13 protein-coding genes and 1 riboswitch are annotated in these 15,756 nt (G+C 58.8%); of the genes, 5 read left to right on the forward strand and 8 right to left on the reverse strand.

The window, feature by feature from the left end; genetic code table 11:
- Positions 1 to 32: 32 nt before the first annotated feature.
- A complete protein-coding gene (gene leuA / locus IF205_RS05010) occupies positions 33 to 1,709 on the reverse strand; it encodes a 2-isopropylmalate synthase (RefSeq protein WP_259782196.1) in 1,677 nt (558 codons plus the stop codon).
- A 385-nt stretch (positions 1,710 to 2,094) separates the two neighbouring features.
- Entirely contained in the window at positions 2,095 to 2,565 is a 471-nt protein-coding gene (locus IF205_RS05015) for a LysR family transcriptional regulator (RefSeq protein ID WP_259782197.1), read from the reverse strand.
- A 114-nt stretch (positions 2,566 to 2,679) separates the two neighbouring features.
- On the opposite strand from IF205_RS05015, the gene IF205_RS05020 reads away from it, so the two are divergent.
- The 3 genes from IF205_RS05020 (at position 2,680) to IF205_RS05030 (ending at position 6,367) form a co-directional block, all read left to right on the forward strand.
- Positions 2,680 to 3,378, forward strand: a complete 699-nt coding sequence (locus IF205_RS05020) for a CTP synthase C-terminal region-related (seleno)protein (protein WP_259782198.1) — start codon at positions 2,680 to 2,682, stop codon at positions 3,376 to 3,378.
- A 99-nt stretch (positions 3,379 to 3,477) separates the two neighbouring features.
- Positions 3,478 to 3,704, forward strand: a riboswitch (cobalamin riboswitch).
- A gap of 203 nt (positions 3,705 to 3,907) precedes the next feature.
- A complete protein-coding gene (locus tag IF205_RS05025; protein WP_259782199.1) occupies positions 3,908 to 5,152 on the forward strand; it encodes an aromatic ring-hydroxylating oxygenase subunit alpha in 1,245 nt (414 codons plus the stop codon).
- A gap of 126 nt (positions 5,153 to 5,278) precedes the next feature.
- Complete coding sequence (locus IF205_RS05030) at positions 5,279 to 6,367, forward strand: FAD-binding oxidoreductase (protein WP_311195736.1); 1,089 nt, start codon at positions 5,279 to 5,281, stop codon at positions 6,365 to 6,367.
- 168 nt (positions 6,368 to 6,535) lie between these two features.
- On the opposite strand, the gene IF205_RS05035 is transcribed toward IF205_RS05030, so the two are convergent.
- Positions 6,536 to 7,450, reverse strand: coding sequence for a LysR family transcriptional regulator (locus IF205_RS05035; RefSeq protein ID WP_259782200.1), 915 nt, complete (start codon positions 7,448 to 7,450; stop codon positions 6,536 to 6,538).
- A 115-nt stretch (positions 7,451 to 7,565) separates the two neighbouring features.
- Between IF205_RS05035 and IF205_RS05040 the strand changes: the two genes are divergently transcribed.
- On the forward strand, positions 7,566 to 8,234 hold the full coding sequence (locus IF205_RS05040) for an FMN-dependent NADH-azoreductase (protein WP_259782201.1): 669 nt from the start codon (positions 7,566 to 7,568) through the stop codon (positions 8,232 to 8,234).
- Here IF205_RS05040 and IF205_RS05045 read toward each other — a convergent pair.
- The 5 genes from IF205_RS05045 to IF205_RS05065 all read right to left on the reverse strand — a co-directional run bounded on the left by IF205_RS05045 (position 8,231) and on the right by IF205_RS05065 (position 14,324).
- Positions 8,231 to 8,833, reverse strand: a complete 603-nt coding sequence (locus IF205_RS05045) for a GNAT family N-acetyltransferase (protein ID WP_259782202.1) — start codon at positions 8,831 to 8,833, stop codon at positions 8,231 to 8,233. The two genes, IF205_RS05040 and IF205_RS05045, sit on opposite strands and share 4 nt — an antisense overlap.
- On the reverse strand, positions 8,821 to 10,092 hold the full coding sequence (locus IF205_RS05050; protein ID WP_259782203.1) for a M16 family metallopeptidase: 1,272 nt from the start codon (positions 10,090 to 10,092) through the stop codon (positions 8,821 to 8,823). The genes IF205_RS05045 and IF205_RS05050 overlap by 13 nt, the downstream gene beginning before the upstream one ends.
- The gene (gene thrC, locus IF205_RS05055) at positions 10,089 to 11,495 is read right to left on the reverse strand and encodes a threonine synthase (RefSeq protein WP_259782204.1); all 1,407 of its coding nucleotides are present in this window, start codon (positions 11,493 to 11,495) and stop codon (positions 10,089 to 10,091) included. Before thrC ends, IF205_RS05050 begins: the two co-directional genes overlap by 4 nt.
- 365 nt (positions 11,496 to 11,860) lie before the next feature.
- Positions 11,861 to 12,718, reverse strand: coding sequence for a mechanosensitive ion channel family protein (locus IF205_RS05060; RefSeq protein ID WP_259782205.1), 858 nt, complete (start codon positions 12,716 to 12,718; stop codon positions 11,861 to 11,863).
- A gap of 109 nt (positions 12,719 to 12,827) precedes the next feature.
- A complete protein-coding gene (locus IF205_RS05065) occupies positions 12,828 to 14,324 on the reverse strand; it encodes a carboxypeptidase M32 (protein ID WP_259782206.1) in 1,497 nt (498 codons plus the stop codon).
- Positions 14,325 to 14,434: 110 nt separating this feature from the next.
- Here IF205_RS05065 and IF205_RS05070 point away from each other — a divergent pair, with 110 nt between their 5' ends.
- Positions 14,435 to 15,748, forward strand: a complete 1,314-nt coding sequence (locus tag IF205_RS05070) for an O-antigen ligase family protein (RefSeq protein ID WP_259782207.1) — start codon at positions 14,435 to 14,437, stop codon at positions 15,746 to 15,748.
- The last annotated feature ends 8 nt before the right edge of the window (positions 15,749 to 15,756 follow it).

The raw sequence follows: 15,756 nt of genomic DNA on the forward strand, positions 1-15,756 counted from the left end.
CGGGCCTTTCTGCCTTCGGGTTTGTATTGCTATCAGGCCGTTGCGCGGTTCACCGCACAGGTCACGGCTTTCAGCGAGGCCGTCACGATGTTCGGGTGACGGCCAACGCCGTAAAGCGTGCGCCCGTCAGCCGTGCGCGCCTCGACATAGGCGACGGCGGAGGCATTGGCCCCGTGGCCGACGGCATGTTCGGAATAGTCCAACACCTTGATGTCGATGCCGGCCTCGTCCTTCAACGCGTTGACATAGGCGTCGATCGGGCCGTTGCCGCGACCGTGGATTTCGATTTCCTGACCGTTCTTTTTCACCTTTGCGGTGATCGAACGCACCTCATGGGCATGGGTGTCGGGCACGGTCTGGTGATCGACAAAGGCGTAAGGGGTCTCATTGGACAGGAACTCCCGGTCGAAATGATCCCAGATCGCCTGGCTGGTGATTTCCTTGCCGGTGTCGTCGCTAATCTGCTGGATCACGCCGGAGAATTCGATCTGCAGCTTGCGCGGCAGTTTGATGCCGTGATCGGCCTCCAGCAGATAGGCGACGCCGCCTTTGCCGGACTGGGAGTTCACACGGATCACTGCTTCGTAGGACGAGCCCACGTCACGCGGGTCGATGGGCAGATAGGGTACTTCCCACAATCCGCTGTTGGAGGTTTCCATCGCCGTCAGGCCCTTCTTGATGGCATCCTGGTGGCTGCCGGAGAAGGCGGTGAAGACCAGGTCGCCGCCATAGGGATGGCGCGGGTGGACCGGCAACTGGTTGCAGTATTCCACCGTTTTGACCATTTCCGGGATATTGGTGAAGTCGATGCCCGCATCCACGCCCTGGCTGACCATATTCATGCCCAACGTTACCAGGTCGACGTTACCGGTGCGCTCGCCGTTACCGAACAGCGTCCCTTCCACACGGTCGGCACCTGCCATCATGGCAAATTCAGCTGCCGCGACGCCGGTACCCCTGTCATTATGCGGATGTACCGAAATGGTGACGCAGTCGCGGTTTTTCACATTGCGGCAGAACCATTCGATCTGGTCTGCGTAGATGTTGGGGGTCGCGACCTCGACCGTGGCGGGCAGGTTGATGATGAATTTCTTTTCCGGCGTCGGCTGGACGATATCCATCACGTCTTCGCAGACTTCCAATGCGTAGTCCATCTCGGTCTGGGTGAAGCTTTCGGGGGAATACTGATAGATGATTTCCGACCCGTTGGCCTCTGCCTTGTCGCCCAGTTCCTTGACCAGCGTTGCCCCTTCCAGTGCGATCCGTTTGATGCCTTCGCGGTCCTGGTTGAATACGACCCGGCGCTGCAGGGTGGAGGTGGAGTTGTAGAAATGCACCACCGCGCGTTTCACACCTTCCAGTGCCTCGAAGGTGCGGCGGATCAGATGTTCACGGCATTGCACCAAAACCTGGACGGTGACGTCGTCGGGAATATGGCCGCCTTCGATCAATTCGCGGGCAAAGTCGAAATCGGTTTGCGAGGCGCTGGGGAAGCCGATTTCGATTTCTTTATAGCCGATTTCGGTCAACAGCTTGAACATGCGGATCTTGCGTTCCGCGCCCATGGGCTCGATCAGGGCCTGGTTGCCGTCGCGCAGGTCGACACTGCACCAGATCGGGGCTTCGGTTATGACCTTGGAAGGCCACTGGCGGTCGGGCAAATCGATCGGGGGAAAGGCCTTGTATTTCTCTACTGGCATCTTGGCCATGATACGCGCTCCTGCGGGATAGTCGTCTAAATCAGTCAATTAAGTACGGTGTCTTGAGTGCGGCGCGATCACAGTCACCGGCGGCCGCTTGTGCCCGGTGACCGACCATTAGTCGTAGCCCCGGATGCCACAAAGCCCGAATGGTTTGTGTATCGGTAGTCTTGGTGAATGTCGCGAAGCTGGAAATCATCTCTTGATCGAACCTGGTGTCAGCTATGTCGGGATGTCTTTTTGGCAAAGACAGGGGCCATCGGCCGCCGGAGGAAAATCTCAGGCGCCTAGTAGTAGGCCTAGTAGTAGCTGCAGTTCACGGTTCTTAATCATGGGCGCAAGGTTAGTAAGGGGTGCCGACGGGGTCAAGCGAAACTTATGCCCAAAATTGCCGCTATTGCGAAGATGCGTGAAAGAATGTTGTCGCTTGGTCGACCACCAGGTCACGAAAAAGCATGAATGCCGGGTCGCGCAGCGCGTCGAAACGCCAGCTCAGGTCGACGCCGAATTCCGGCAGGGCGAGGGGGCAGTGGCAGGTGTCGAGGCTACTTGCCTGTGCCAGGGCACGGGCCGCATGGGCGGGCAGGGTGGCGATGGCCTCACTGCCACGCAGGAGAAAGGGCAGGGCCGCATAATGTGAGGTCGCACTGCCGATCCGGCGCTGCAAGCCCTGTTCCGCCAGTATATCGTCGATGACGCCAGTCAGCCCTTCGCAGGAGATCAGGATATGGTCACGGGCAAGAAATTCTCCCAGTGTCAGGGCGGCGCTGACTGCGGCCTGGGTGACGCCGAGGCGGTCTGCGGCCTTGGTCGCGCTATGTTCTTCAAGCAGGACGAGAAAGACATGAAGCAGGTTCAGATCCACCTGCCGTAAATTAATCTCATTTATATCTGATGGTAGATCTATTTTCTTCATTTATTATGAATGGCGCTCTACCCTGGCTCCTGTCAAGCAATCCCTAAAACCGGAGCGTTCCGCATGTCTCAGTCTTTCCGTCTGGCGTTAATCGGTGATTACGATGCAAGCATTCCGGCGCATCAGGCGCTTCCCCTGGCTTTGGACCGTGCCGGGCGGGCCGTTGGCCATGAGATCGGTCATGACTGGATCGAGACCGGTGGTCTTGTCGACCCATCGGCAATGTTGGCAGGTTATGGCGGTGTCTGGGTTACGCCCGGCAGCCCCTATCGAAATATGGATGGCGTGCTGGCGGCAATCCGCTTTGCCAGGGAGGTAGAGGTTCCCTTTTTGGGCACCTGCGGCGGGTTCCAGCATGCGGTGATCGAATATCTGCGCAATGTCCTGGGGCAGGGGGAGGCCGATCATGCGGAATCCAACCCGGAAAGCAGCATGCCGGTGATCGCGCCCTTGGTCTGTTCGCTGGTGGAAAAGACCGGTGCGATTAGATTTGAAGCCGGGTCGAGGCTGGCTGAGATTTTTCAGGGACCTACCCATGAAGGCTATCGCTGCAGCTATGGCCTGAACGAGGCCTATCGACCGCTTTTGGTGGAAAGTGACATGCGTTTCACCGGCTTTGACGAGAATGGCGATGTGCGAGCCTTTGAATTGCGGGCGCATCCCTTTTTCATGGGAACGCTTTTTCAGCCGGAACGCTCTGCCCTGGCCGGACGGGATCATCCGCTGATCACTGCTTTTGTCCAAGCGATTGCAAGCCGCTAACCGGAATCCGCATCGCGTCGCTTTTTCCGTAGAAATTTGCCGCACCTGAGACGAGACAGATAGAGCAGGGCTGATAATGTCCGATCGTCATCGTGGGATATGCGATGGCCGGTTGCAGGTGCCTTGGGTCTCTTTCGCGGGAGCCCGGGGAGAATTGGGAAGCCGGTGCGACGGATCTCCGTCAATTCCGGCGCTGCCCCCGCAACGGTAAGAGAGGAAGGGCCTGCGTCGCAAACCACTGGGGGTGCACACCCTGGGAAGGGACGGCAGGCGGATGAAACAATCCCCTCTTGAGCCCGGAAACCAGCCTGAGACCGAACAGTCGATTGGATCGCGGTGGGCGATTTGGCTGACGTGCTTGGGAAAAGCCCGGGTGTCCGACAGGGGACGTGCGACCCTGCGGAAGGAACCGGTTACGTCTCCGGCGCGATCAGACCATCTCTCCAAAATCCGTGATCCATAACAAACGAAATTCAGTCCGACCCGCACGCCAAGACGGGACCAGGACAGGACGATGAGGAATTGCGTTATGGATGCGACAGGTTTGATGCGTGGCTTGCTTGCCAATCGTCGCCAGGGGTTCAGTCTGGAACAGCCTTTTTACAATGACCAGGCCTTCTATGACCTGGATATCAAACATGTCTGGTACAAATCCTGGCTGTTCGCCGGGGTAACCGCCGACATCCCGAAGTCGGGCGATTACTTCACCATGCAGGTGGGCGATAGCTCCATCGTCGTGGTCCGGGACCAGGACGGCAGCATCCATGGCATGTTCAACACCTGCCGCCATCGCGGTTCCAAGCTTTGCCTCAAGGAAAAGGGCAACAGCCCGAAACTGGTCTGCCCCTATCACCAGTGGACCTATAACCTGGACGGATCACTCCTGTTTGCAGGCAATATGGGCGATGATTTCAAGGCGTCCGACTATCCGCTGAAGAAGGTTCACACCGAAGTTGTCGGTGGCTATATCTTCGTCTGTCTGGCCGATGAGGCCCCGGACTTCAGTGACTTCCGCCGCGATGTGGAACCTTTCCTGCTGCCGCATGGGTTGGAAGACGCAAAAGTCGCCTATGAGACGACGATCCTGGAAAAGGCCAACTGGAAGCTGGTGATCGAGAACAACCGCGAATGTTATCACTGTGCGGGGTCTCATCCGGAATTGCTGAACACGCTGGCGGAATTCGACAATACGAATGACCCGCGTATCGACCCGAAATATAAAGAAATCCAGGAACGCAAGGCGAAGGACTGGGATGCGCTGGGCCTGCCGCATGAACCGACCCCGGATAACCTGCGCTATCGCGCGGTGCGGCTGCCTTTCATCAATGGCGCAAAATCCATGACCATCGACGGGTCGCCTGCCTGTGAAAAGCTGATGGGCAACCTGACCGACCGGGAACTGGGCTCCGTTCGTATGTTGAGCCTGCCCAATAGCTGGAACCATCTGCAGAGCGACCATGCGCTTGCCTTCCGCGTGTTGCCGGTCGGCCCGCAGGAAACCCTGGTGACCACCAAATGGCTGGTTCACAAGGATGCGGTGGAAGGCAAGGACTACGACCTGGAGAAAATGACCCGCGTCTGGATCGCCACAAACGACCAGGACCGCAAGCTGGCCGAAGATAACCAGGCCGGCATCAACTCCAAGGCCTATCAGCCGGGCCCCTATTCGGAACGTATTGAATTCGGTGTGCGCAATTTCATCGACTGGTACTGCCAGGAACTGGAAGCGCAGATTGATCGTGAGACCCCAGAGCTTCAGGTGGTGAACGCCTGAGGCAAATCGGGAGGGGGTGGATAGAACCCCCAAACGCCCCCTCCCGCTTTTTTTTAAGAATAAGGCAGCGGGCCGGTTTCGGCCCAAAAGCCGTTTAAATGCGCCTAATAGGATGGAGTAGGAGCGATGTCCGTTATCAAGTCGATCACGGCCCTGAATAAAACCAAACCCTGGGACAGCCATAACCAGTTGCTGGAATGCGTGATGGTCCGCCAGGATTCCCACAATGTGAAGACCTTTGTCTTCCATACCTCCGACAATAGTTGGTTCGTCTACCTGCCGGGGCAGTTCATCACGCTGGAACTGAATATCGACGGTAAGACGGTCCATCGCACCTATACGCTTTCCTCCAGTCCCTCGCGCCCGCTTTGCATTTCCATCACGGTGAAGGCCAACCAGGATGGTTATGTGTCCAAATGGCTGCATGAAAACATGAAGGAAGGTGACAAGGTTAAGGCCTATGGCCCCGCCGGGATTTTCAGCTTCCACAATCACCTGTCGGACAAATACCTGTTCCTGGCCGGTGGCGTCGGGATTACACCGCTGATGTCCATGGCGCGCTGGATGTTCGACTACGGCACCGAAAGCGATGTGGTCTTTATCCAGTGTAACCAGACGCCCAGCGACAATCTGTTCACCCGCGAGTTGGAAAGCATGAGCGCGCGCACGCCGGAAATGAAGGTGGCGCTGGTCTGTGAGCGTGCGGATGAATACGGTGCCTGGACCGGTTATACGGGCCGTATCAACCAGCTTATGCTGGAACTGATCGCGCCGGACTATATGGAACGCGAGATTTTCTGCTGCGGGCCGGAACCCTATATGCAGGCGGTGCGCGATATCCTGAACACGGCCGGTTTCGACATGGACCGCTATCACGAGGAAAGCTTCACCTCGCCGGTGGAAACCGAGGCGGATATTCCGGATCACGACGATGTCATCATTGACGAGACCAACAAATCCCAGGTTGCCTTCATCAATTCCGGCAAGACGGTCAAGGTGAGCGAAAGCGAGACCATTCTGGCGGCGGCGAAAGAGGCCGGTATCCATATCCCCAATGCCTGCCAGTTCGGTGTCTGCGGCACCTGCAAGGTGAAGAAAACCTCCGGTGACGTCCATATGGTCCACAACGGTGGCATCAACGACGAGGATGTCGAGGCCGGTTACATCCTCGCCTGCTGTTCCAACCCGTTGGGCGAAGTCGAGATCGAGTACTAGAGCTGGCATATCCCGCAATGCGGGATGTGTTTGTTATTATAAACCCGCTCGTTCCGGCGAAGGCCGGAATCTTTGGGGCAGTCCTTGAAGTTTGCTGCTAAAGGTCCCGGCCTTCGCCGGGATGAACGGCTTTTGTATAGGGCGTGTGAGGCACGGTCATGACGGGTATTATGTGGTGTCCGCTTCATGCTCCCGCTGTAACCACCCCACGAATTGCTCGATCAACTCCGGGCGCGGGTTGCTGGCGAGATAGAGGGCGTAGTCGTTCATGCCGGGCAGGGTGATGTCGAAGGGGGCGATCAGCGTGCCGTTGTCCAGCAGATGCCCGACCAGAAGGTTGCTGGCGAGTGCCAGACCTTCTCCGGCAAGGGCTGCGTCCATGGCGTGGGAGGCCTCGCTGAATTTCAGGAATTTGGCTTTCGAGAGCAGGGCTTCGGCCTTTTGCGGATCGCCGATTGCCTCGCCCAGCCATTTTTCCCAGGTCACATAACCGAAATGCCCCGGCATTTTTGAGCGGAAATCGGTCAGGGTGAAATTCACAATGTCTTCCGGGTTGTTCAGCCTGTCGCCGATCACGTCGGGCCTGCCCATCGGCGTGAAAACATCGTCTGCGATTTTGACCACCTTGACGCCTGTTGGCGGTGACTTGGCATAGCGCACGGCGATATCCACCTCGCCCGCGTGAAGATCAACCGGTGTTTCACTGGCGCGCACTTCCAGTTCGATATCGCTGATCTCCCGCCAGCGGCGCAGGCGCGGCATCAGCCAATAGGCCGCATAGGCGGTGGTGACGCTGATCACCAGCGGACGGTCGGCGGTGTTTTTGAGGCGCTCGATTGCCGCGGCGAAATTGTCGAAGCCATCCTTCAACACCGGCAGAAGGATTTGCCCCTCTGCGGTCAGGCTGATCGGGCGCGGTTGCCGCCTGAATAATTCACAGCCGCAGATATCTTCCAACAGGCGGATCTGGTGGCTGATGGCGGTGGGCGTGACATGCAGCTCTTCCGCGGCGGCCTTAAAGCTCAGGTGGCGGGCGGCGGCCTCAAAGGCGCGCAGGGCATTTAACGGCGGAAGATAACGCATGATCATTCCTAGATGAATTTGCCTCATCTAGTAGATGATAAATGCCCTTTTGAAATCAAGCGAAATCGGAGGCACATCATGAGAAAGAATTCATCCATGAGAGAGGGCTATCCCCATGTCCAAACTACTTCGTATCGACGCCAGTGCCCGTGTGGAGGGCTCGCTCAGTCGCGGGTTGTCTCGGGCTTTTGTCGATCACTGGAAAGAGATTGATCCCGCCTACAAGATCATGAACCGCGATGTGGGGTTGGTCGCGCCACCTGCGATGAGCGAGGCCTGGATGGCGGCTGCCTTCACACCGGAGGCGGCGCGTACGCGGGAGCAAGAGGCTGAACTCAGCTTATCCGACCGGTTGATTGAGGAACTGGATTGGGCGGAGGTGATAGTGATGGCCACACCTATGTATAACTACGGCATGCCATCGGCGCTCAAAGCCTGGCTGGATCATGTGGTGCGGATCAACAAGACCTTCACCTTTGATCTTGCACGGGGCGACAAGCCGCTGCGCCCCATATTGTCCGGCAAGACGCTGGTGCTGCTGACCGCCAGCGGTGAATTCGGCTTCGGCCCCGGCGGCATCAACGAAGAGATGAACCATCTGGATACCCATATCCGTGCGGTCTCCGGTTATCTCGGTGTTGAGGATATTCACCACATCGGGATCGAATATCAGGAATTCAAAGATGCACGGCATGAGCAGTCATTCGCAAAAGCCCATGCGGATGTGGCAGCCCTCGTAGACAGCCTGAATCAGCCGGATAACGAGACGCGGGCGGTGGCTTAAAGTTCTTCCACCGGTAATAGGGGGCGGGGGTCGGTGCGTAGGATGCCGTAGGTGACATGGTCCTGCCAGCGCCCGTTGATGCAGAGATATTGACGGGCCAGCCCCTCTTCCCGGAAACCGCATTTTTCCAGCAAACCGCGGCTGGCCACATTATGGGGCAGACAGGCAGCCTCCACCCGATGCAGGTTCAGCATCTTGAAAGCATAGTCCAGAGTGAGGTTCAGCCCTTCGCTCATGATGCCCTGCCGGGCGAAGGATTCTCCCACCCAATAGCCGACACTGGCAGCCTGGGAGACGCCGCGCCGGATGTTGGACAGCGTAACGCCACCGGCCAGCTTGTTGCCGTGGTTGGTCAGGATGAAGAAGGGATAGCTTTCGCCACTGTCCCAACTTGCCTGAAAACGGTGCAGGCGGCGCATGAAACCCTGGCGGGTCACGGCGTCCGGGGCCCAGGTCGGTTCCCACGGCTGGAGGAAGGCTTTGCTTGCCTCGCGCAGGGCGAGCCATTGGGCCCGGTCACCGGTCTCGGGCGGTCGGATATGGACCCTGGGTCCGGTCAACTGGACTTTCGGTGAGCGGCGAAAACTCAGGCCGAGCACGTAAACCTCGCAAGCAGAGAGTCGTAAGACTCAAGCTTGGCGAGAGGACCGATGGCCGTCAAGGTCGGTTTGCTGGCAATCAGTTTTTTTGCGGCCCCGGCAAGGCTGTCCTCGGTCACGGCGTCGATCTTTTCGATCAGTTCTTCCATGCTCCACGGACGGCCATAGACCAGCATCTGGTTGCCAAGCTGGTCGGCGCGGTTGCTGGTGGATTCCATCCCCATCAAAAGGCTGGCCTTCAGCTGTGCCCGGGCACGTTCCAGTTCTTCCCCGGTGATCGTATCGGGCAGCTTCACCAGTTCGTCGCAGACGATGGGCAGCAGTTCGGGCACCTCGTCCGGGCCGGTGCCCGCGTAAATCCCGAACAGACCGGAATCCTGGAAGGCGCTGGCATAGGCGAAGATCGAATAGACCAGGCCGCGTTTTTCGCGCACTTCCTGGAACAGGCGGGACGACATGCCGCCGCCCAGGATGTTGGACAGCACGGCAAAGTCGAACTGGTCATCCGCGCCATAAGAGGCGCTTTCGAAGCCCAGCTTCAGGTGAACCTGTTCGCTTTCCCGGTTCTGGCGGAAGTCGCCGCCTTCATAGCGGGCAGGCTCCTGCTGGTTGAGATCGGCATTGCTCAGGTCGGCGAAGTCCCGCGTTGCGCGTTCGACGATTTCGTCGTGGTCAACGGCCCCGGCGGCAACCAGCACCATATTACCCGCCTGATAGCGTTCTTTCATGAAACCGATAAGGGCATCGCGCGGCATGTTGCGCACCAGGTCGCTGGTCCCCAGGATCGGGCGGCCCATGGCCTGATCGGGATAGGCGGTTTCCTGAAAATAGTCGTAGATGATATCGTCCGGCGTATCATGAGCCTGACCGATTTCCTGCAGGATGACACCACGTTCCCGGCGCAATTCCTCTTCGTCGAAGGTCGGGTGCTGCAGAATATCCGCGAGAATATCCGTGGCAAGGCCGACGTCATTACGCAGAACCTTCATGAAATAGGCGGTGTTTTCCCGTGCCGTATAGGCATTGAAACTGCCACCGACGGCTTCCACCTCCAGCGCGATATCCAAGGCGCTGCGGCTGGTCGTGCCTTTGAAGGCCATATGTTCCAGGAAATGAGCCGCGCCGTTGACTTCCGGTTCCTCGGCCCGGCTTCCGGTGCCGACCCATACGCCGATGGTGGCGGATTCAACGGAAGCCATACTGTCGGTAACGACCCTCAGGCCATTATCCAGGGTACTGATACGAACGTCGTCGGTCACACAGGCGCTCCTGCACGGTTGCTTTTGCGGATTTCACTTTGCACCGCGTCAACCGAATTGGAAAGGATACTCATACGTTCTTCCCGGTCGTAGAGGTCTGCCAGATGTTTGGGCAGATGCGGGAAGACGCCCGTGGCATCCTCGACCGCTTTCGGGAATTTCGCGGGATGGGCCGTTGCCATGCAAACCAGCGGGGAGGCCGGGTCACGCCGCTGCAGCCAGCCGGAGACAATGCCGACGGCGGTATGCGGGTCGACCAGTTCTCCACTGGACTGGTAGATGGCGCCGATGGCGGCCAGCGTTTCACTGTCGTCCAGGCGATGCGCGGAGAATAGCTCGCAGGCCTTTTCCCAGCGGGCTTTTTCCAGCGGCATGCGGCCGCTGGCCCGGAACTGCTGCAACATGTCGTTGACCGCTTCGCCGTCGCGATCCATCAGGTCGAACAACAGGCGTTCGAAATTGCTGGATACCTGGATGTCCATGCTGGGCGACAGGGTCGGGACAACGTCGCCTGCGGTCATGTCGTTGTCCTGGAAGAAACGGGTCAGGATATCGTTGCTGTTGGACCCGATGATGAACTGGTCGACCGGCAGGCCCATTTCACGGGCGGCATAACCGGCGAAAACATTGCCGAAGTTACCGGTCGGGACCGATACGGTGATCCCACGATCCGGCGCGCCCAGCGACACGCCTGCATAGATATAATAGACGATCTGGGCCATGATCCGCGCCCAGTTGATGGAATTGACCGCCGACAGGTTCACCTCGTCCCGGAAGGGCTGGTCGTTGAACATCGCCTTTACCAGGTCCTGGCAATCGTCGAAGGTGCCGTCGATGGCAATGTTGTGGACGTTAGGGGCCATGACGGTGGTCATCTGGCGGCGCTGCACTTCCGATGTGCGGTTATGCGGGTGCAGGATATAGATATCGATCGTGTCGCGGTCACGGCAGGCCTCGATCGCTGCCGACCCGGTGTCGCCGGAGGTCGCGCCTGCAATGGTCACCCGTTCGCCGCGCTTGCTCAGCACGTAATCGAACAACCGGCCCAGCAGTTGCAGCGCCACATCCTTGAAGGCGAGTGTGGGCCCATGGAACAGTTCCATGACCCAGGCGTTGGGGTCGAGCTGCTTCATCGGGCAGACGGCATCATGGTCGAACCCGGCATAGGCCTGGGCGACCAGGGTTGCGAAATCATCTTCCGGGATGCAGCCGGCGACAAAAGGATACATGACGCGGGTGGCAATCTCGTCATAGGCCAGTCCGCGGAAACTTTTCAGATCATCGGCTGTCAGCTTTGGCCATTCGGCGGGAACATAAAGTCCCCCGTCGCGGGCCAGACCCGTTAACAATACATCGTCGAAATCAAGTTCGGGGGCTTTGCCGCGCGTGCTGATATAGCGCATTTTTGACTACCTAATTTGCATCTCGATTGCGGTTTGGTCTGCCCTTGTAAAGCGAAAGGCGCGCGCCCGCAAGGGGTGCCAAGGTCTGGCGTGATGGCGCAACGAGACGCCTTTTCCCGGTTTCCGGCTAGAAGCGGTCCGCGTAGCGATGCGGTGCATCGGAAGGGGAGCGCGACGCGGACCGGTGGCCGGGAAAAAACGCCTTCGGTCGTGGAAGCCTGCCGTCGGAGGGCGTCAGCAAATCTTGGTGATGTCTCCATCACCTGCGGCTTGCTTCCTACCCGACGGCAGGCTTTCACGATCTCTTTGTGTCATGCACGCCAGACCTTGGCACCTGCGCGCCTTGCTTTGTCTCGTTTCCGGCGTCAGTCGGCGGTTTTTTCCGATGAGGACGGAATCTGATGCATGTAAACATCCTGCTGCGGGTAGGGAATCGTGAAGCCCTTGGCGTCCAGGCGCAGTTTCGCTTCGCGGTTCATATGCCACAGCATTCCCCAATAGTCGCTGCCGTTGACCCAGCAGCGCATGCGGATGTTGACGGAGCTGTCCGCCAGGGCAACGACCATGACTTCCGGCACCGGATCGGTAAGGACGCGGCTGTCGTCGGCCATTACCGTGCGCAGGACTTCCATCGCGCCATTGACGTCGTCGTCATAGGAAACGCCCACATCCAGGTCGATGCGGCGTGTGCTGTTCTTGCTGTAATTCTTGATCGTACCGTTCCAGAGGGTGGAATTTGGTGCAGAGATGAACACACCGTCCGCAGTATTCAGCAGCGTCGTGAACAGCCCGATCTCCTGGACCGTGCCGCCGATGCCACCGGCTTCGATATAGTCACCGTTGCGGAAGGGGCGCAGCAGCAACAGCATGATACCAGCCGCAATATTCTGCAGTGTGCCCTGCAAGGCCAGGCCAATGGCGAGGCCGGCCGCGCCGACGACGGCGATGATGCTTGCGGTCTGTACGCCGAAATGGGCGAGAACCGCCACGATGGTGAAGATGATGATGGTGTAGCGCACGATATTGGACAGCAACGGTTTCAGCGTCGCATCCATGCGTTTCATCCGGTCCAGCGACCGGCGGGTCAATGCCTTCATCCATCCGGCGATAATCCAACCGACGACCAGGATCACAAGTGCCTGTGCGATTTGGATCAGATACGCCAAGGCGGTCTGGGCGAGTTCACCCTGACTGCCCTGCAAACCGTTCAAGAATTCTTCCATTGCTCAATCCTTTAATGCCTTTATGGCAATCCCCTGTGAAGCGAACCTGCAAATTTTAGTCGAAATGTCGCAGCTTCTTCAATCCCAAGCTTGCCGCTTGGTTTAATTGTCAGGCGTCGCCGAGATAACGATTACGGAGATGGTCTTTGAATGCCTGCGGGTCGAGTGCCCGTCCGGTTGCCCGTTCCGTCAGTTCCCGGGTGTTCCAGCGCGACCCCTGGCTGTGTATATGGTCGCGAAGCCAGGACAACAGCGGGGTGAAATCCCCACGGGCCAGCCCGGCCTCTATGTCCGGGTCGGCATCGGTGGCCGCCTTGAACAACTGGGCGGCTGTCATGGCCCCCAATGTATATGTCGGGAAATAGCCCCAGGCCCCGTCATACCAGTGAATATCCTGCATGCAGCCGACGGTATCCGTCGGCGGCGTGATGCCCAGAAGCTTTTGCATGCCGTCGTTCCAGGCGCCGGGCAGGTCCGCCAGCTTCATGTCGCCTTCCAGCAGGGCCTTTTCCAGACGATAGCGCAGGATGACATGGGCGGGATAGGTGACCTCGTCGGCATCGACGCGGATAAAGTCGGGCTTCACCCGGATATATTGGCGATAAAGATTGTCGGGTTCGAACGCGGCCTGCTCTCCGAAGGCGCGGGCGAGGGAGGCCGATGCCCAACCGACGAATTCCCGCGACCGGCAGGCCTGCATCTCCACGATCAGGGACTGGCTTTCGTGGATCGCCATGCCGCGTGCCGCGCCCACGGGCTGATTGTGCCAGGCGTCGGGCAGGCCCTGTTCATAGAGTGCGTGGCCGCATTCATGCATCACGGCCATCAGGCCCTGGCTATAGTCGTTCTCGTCATAGCGTACGGTAATCCGGCTGTCGCCCTTGTAACCGGTGGAAAACGGATGGGCGCTTTCATCCAGGCGGCCGCTGGCAAAGCTGAACCCGACGGCTTCGGCGAAATGGCGGGTCAGTTCACGTTGTTTGTCGACCGGGAAGGGGGCATTGGCCTGAACCGGCGCGCCATCGCGGGCCTGCTTGTCCAGAACGGCCTGCAGGAAGTCCGGCAGGAAGGCGGCATAGTCGTCGAAAATGGGGTCGATCTCCGCCGATTTACCGAGCGGTTCATACTGGTCCAGCAACGCATCATACAAGCCGCAGTTCAACTTCGCGGCCTTGGCCTCGCCCATTTCCCGGGACAGGGACAGAACCCGTTCCATTTCCGGCAGGACTGCCTTGAATTCGTTGTCCTTCTTTGCCGTGCGCCAGGTGGTTTCGCAGTCCGAACAGGCCATGGAAAGGGCTTCGACCAGATCGCTGGGAACGGCGGTTGCGTGGATATATTCACGACGCATTTCCCGGACGTTGGCCTCCTGCCAGTCGTCCAATGGCATGGCCTCGGCGGCATCCAGAAGATCGCCGATGGCCGGGTCGACCATCATCGCATGATGCATGACACGCATTGCCGCCAGTTGTTCCGACCGTGGTTTTGCCCCACCCGGCGGCATCATGACGGCCATATCCCAATGCAGAACGGACATTGCCTCGCCAAAAACAGCCATGCGTTGAAACCGGTGTTCCAAATCTTGGTAGGCGGATTTAATGGTCATGTCTTCCCCCGGCGTTTGTGATGCTGGTTTATCGGCTGGCGCGCTGATATAGTCGCCGCCACTTTCATTAAAGAATAAGTCATTCTTGCCAGAGAAAAGCAATCCGACAGATGGAACAAACCACCATTCCGGCGCTGCACGCGCCGTTGTCCTGGGTCGATAAAACCGCGGCTGTCTTTCTTGGGCTTGCTGTTACGACAGTCGCTTTCGGGCCTGCGCTGGTCGGGGTTTTTCTGGGGTTGGCCGCGTTGATCATCCTGCCCCGTTTCGTCCAACGGCGTCTCTGGGCGCGGATACCGGCCGATTTCGGAAAGTCGCTCGGCCTTGCGATCATTGCGACTTTTGCCTGGTGGCTGGTCTGTTCGCTGGTTTCCATTGACCCCGGGCGGGCATTTTCGACATGGGCGCGTACTGTGGGGCTGGTCTTCCTGGCCTATTCCATCACCCATTTTCTTGCCTGTGACCGTAGGCTGATCGACTGGTTCCTGAAAGCCGTGATTGTCGCAGGCATGCCGATCCTCCTCTATCTGGTTGCTATCGGCTTCGTCGATGTCGGTTTCATCGCCCTGATGGAATGGGTGAAGGGGCACAGTCTGGATGCCGGACTTTTCGGCAAAGGCTTCCGGTCGGTTATATCCTGCATCCTGCCGGTTATGGTCTGGGCGGCTTTCCGGCTGCGTGGAGGCTGGCGCATCCCGGCTGTTGTGATGGTCGTCCTGAGTGGGCTTGCCATTTATGCCGGTGACGCGCAGATGAGCCGGTCCGCCGTGGCGGGCGTTGCCGCGGGGCTGGCTGCGGTGCTGTTGCTCGTGGCGTTTCGTCCGTTGCCGCAGGTGGCCCGCCGGGCGATCGTGGTCATAGGGATCGTGGCGGTTACCGTTGGCGGGCTGGTCTTTCTGGACAAGCTGCCGCGCCCGCCGATGACAGGGCGGGAACTGGCCCGCGTTATGCCCTTGCCCGATGCGCATCGTCAGGTGATCTGGGGATTCGCAGAAGATCAGGTCAAAAAGCGCCCGGTCTTTGGCACCGGCATGAACACCATCAATCTGACGCCGGAAGCCCAGAAGCGGCACCACCCCTTCCGCTGGCTTGAGAATACAAGCGGAGAAACGGTCAAAACCGTTCTGGACCTGGAGTATCTGCCAAGCCACCCGCATAACTGGGTGCTGGAAGTCGCGGCGGAAAACGGAGTGCCGGGGCTTGTTTTGATGTTGGCGGCAATTTTGCTTTTGCTGGGCCGGTTTATGCAGGCGGCCTATTCAGGGGCAAGGGCGGGATGGGTTGCCTTCGTGGTGACGGCTGTCTTCTTTGTTGGCTCGCTCGCCAATTTTTCCTTCTGGTCCGTCTGGTGGCAGGCCAGCTTCCTGATTTTCCTGGCTGTGGCCTGGGCGGCGACGCGCCAGGAAGAAGGCCGCGCCGCCTAGGAACTCAG

This window comes from Aestuariispira ectoiniformans (genome assembly GCF_025136295.1).
GTDB classification, from domain to species: domain Bacteria; phylum Pseudomonadota; class Alphaproteobacteria; order UBA8366; family Aestuariispiraceae; genus Aestuariispira_A; species Aestuariispira_A ectoiniformans.

What these genes read in the sequence shown, in the direction of transcription:
- leuA (WP_259782196.1), bottom strand. Translation starts at nt 1,709, where the DNA reads ATGGCCAAGATGCCAGTAGAGAAATACAAGGCCTTTCCCCCGATCGAT.
- IF205_RS05020 (WP_259782198.1), top strand. Translation starts at nt 2,680, where the DNA reads ATGTCTCAGTCTTTCCGTCTGGCGTTAATCGGTGATTACGATGCAAGC.
- IF205_RS05025 (WP_259782199.1), top strand. Translation starts at nt 3,908, where the DNA reads ATGGATGCGACAGGTTTGATGCGTGGCTTGCTTGCCAATCGTCGCCAG.
- IF205_RS05030 (WP_311195736.1), top strand. Translation starts at nt 5,279, where the DNA reads ATGTCCGTTATCAAGTCGATCACGGCCCTGAATAAAACCAAACCCTGG.
- IF205_RS05035 (WP_259782200.1), bottom strand. Translation starts at nt 7,450, where the DNA reads ATGCGTTATCTTCCGCCGTTAAATGCCCTGCGCGCCTTTGAGGCCGCC.
- IF205_RS05040 (WP_259782201.1), top strand. Translation starts at nt 7,566, where the DNA reads ATGTCCAAACTACTTCGTATCGACGCCAGTGCCCGTGTGGAGGGCTCG.
- thrC (WP_259782204.1), bottom strand. Translation starts at nt 11,495, where the DNA reads ATGCGCTATATCAGCACGCGCGGCAAAGCCCCCGAACTTGATTTCGAC.
- IF205_RS05060 (WP_259782205.1), bottom strand. Translation starts at nt 12,718, where the DNA reads ATGGAAGAATTCTTGAACGGTTTGCAGGGCAGTCAGGGTGAACTCGCC.
- IF205_RS05065 (WP_259782206.1), bottom strand. Translation starts at nt 14,324, where the DNA reads ATGACCATTAAATCCGCCTACCAAGATTTGGAACACCGGTTTCAACGC.
- IF205_RS05070 (WP_259782207.1), top strand. Translation starts at nt 14,435, where the DNA reads ATGGAACAAACCACCATTCCGGCGCTGCACGCGCCGTTGTCCTGGGTC.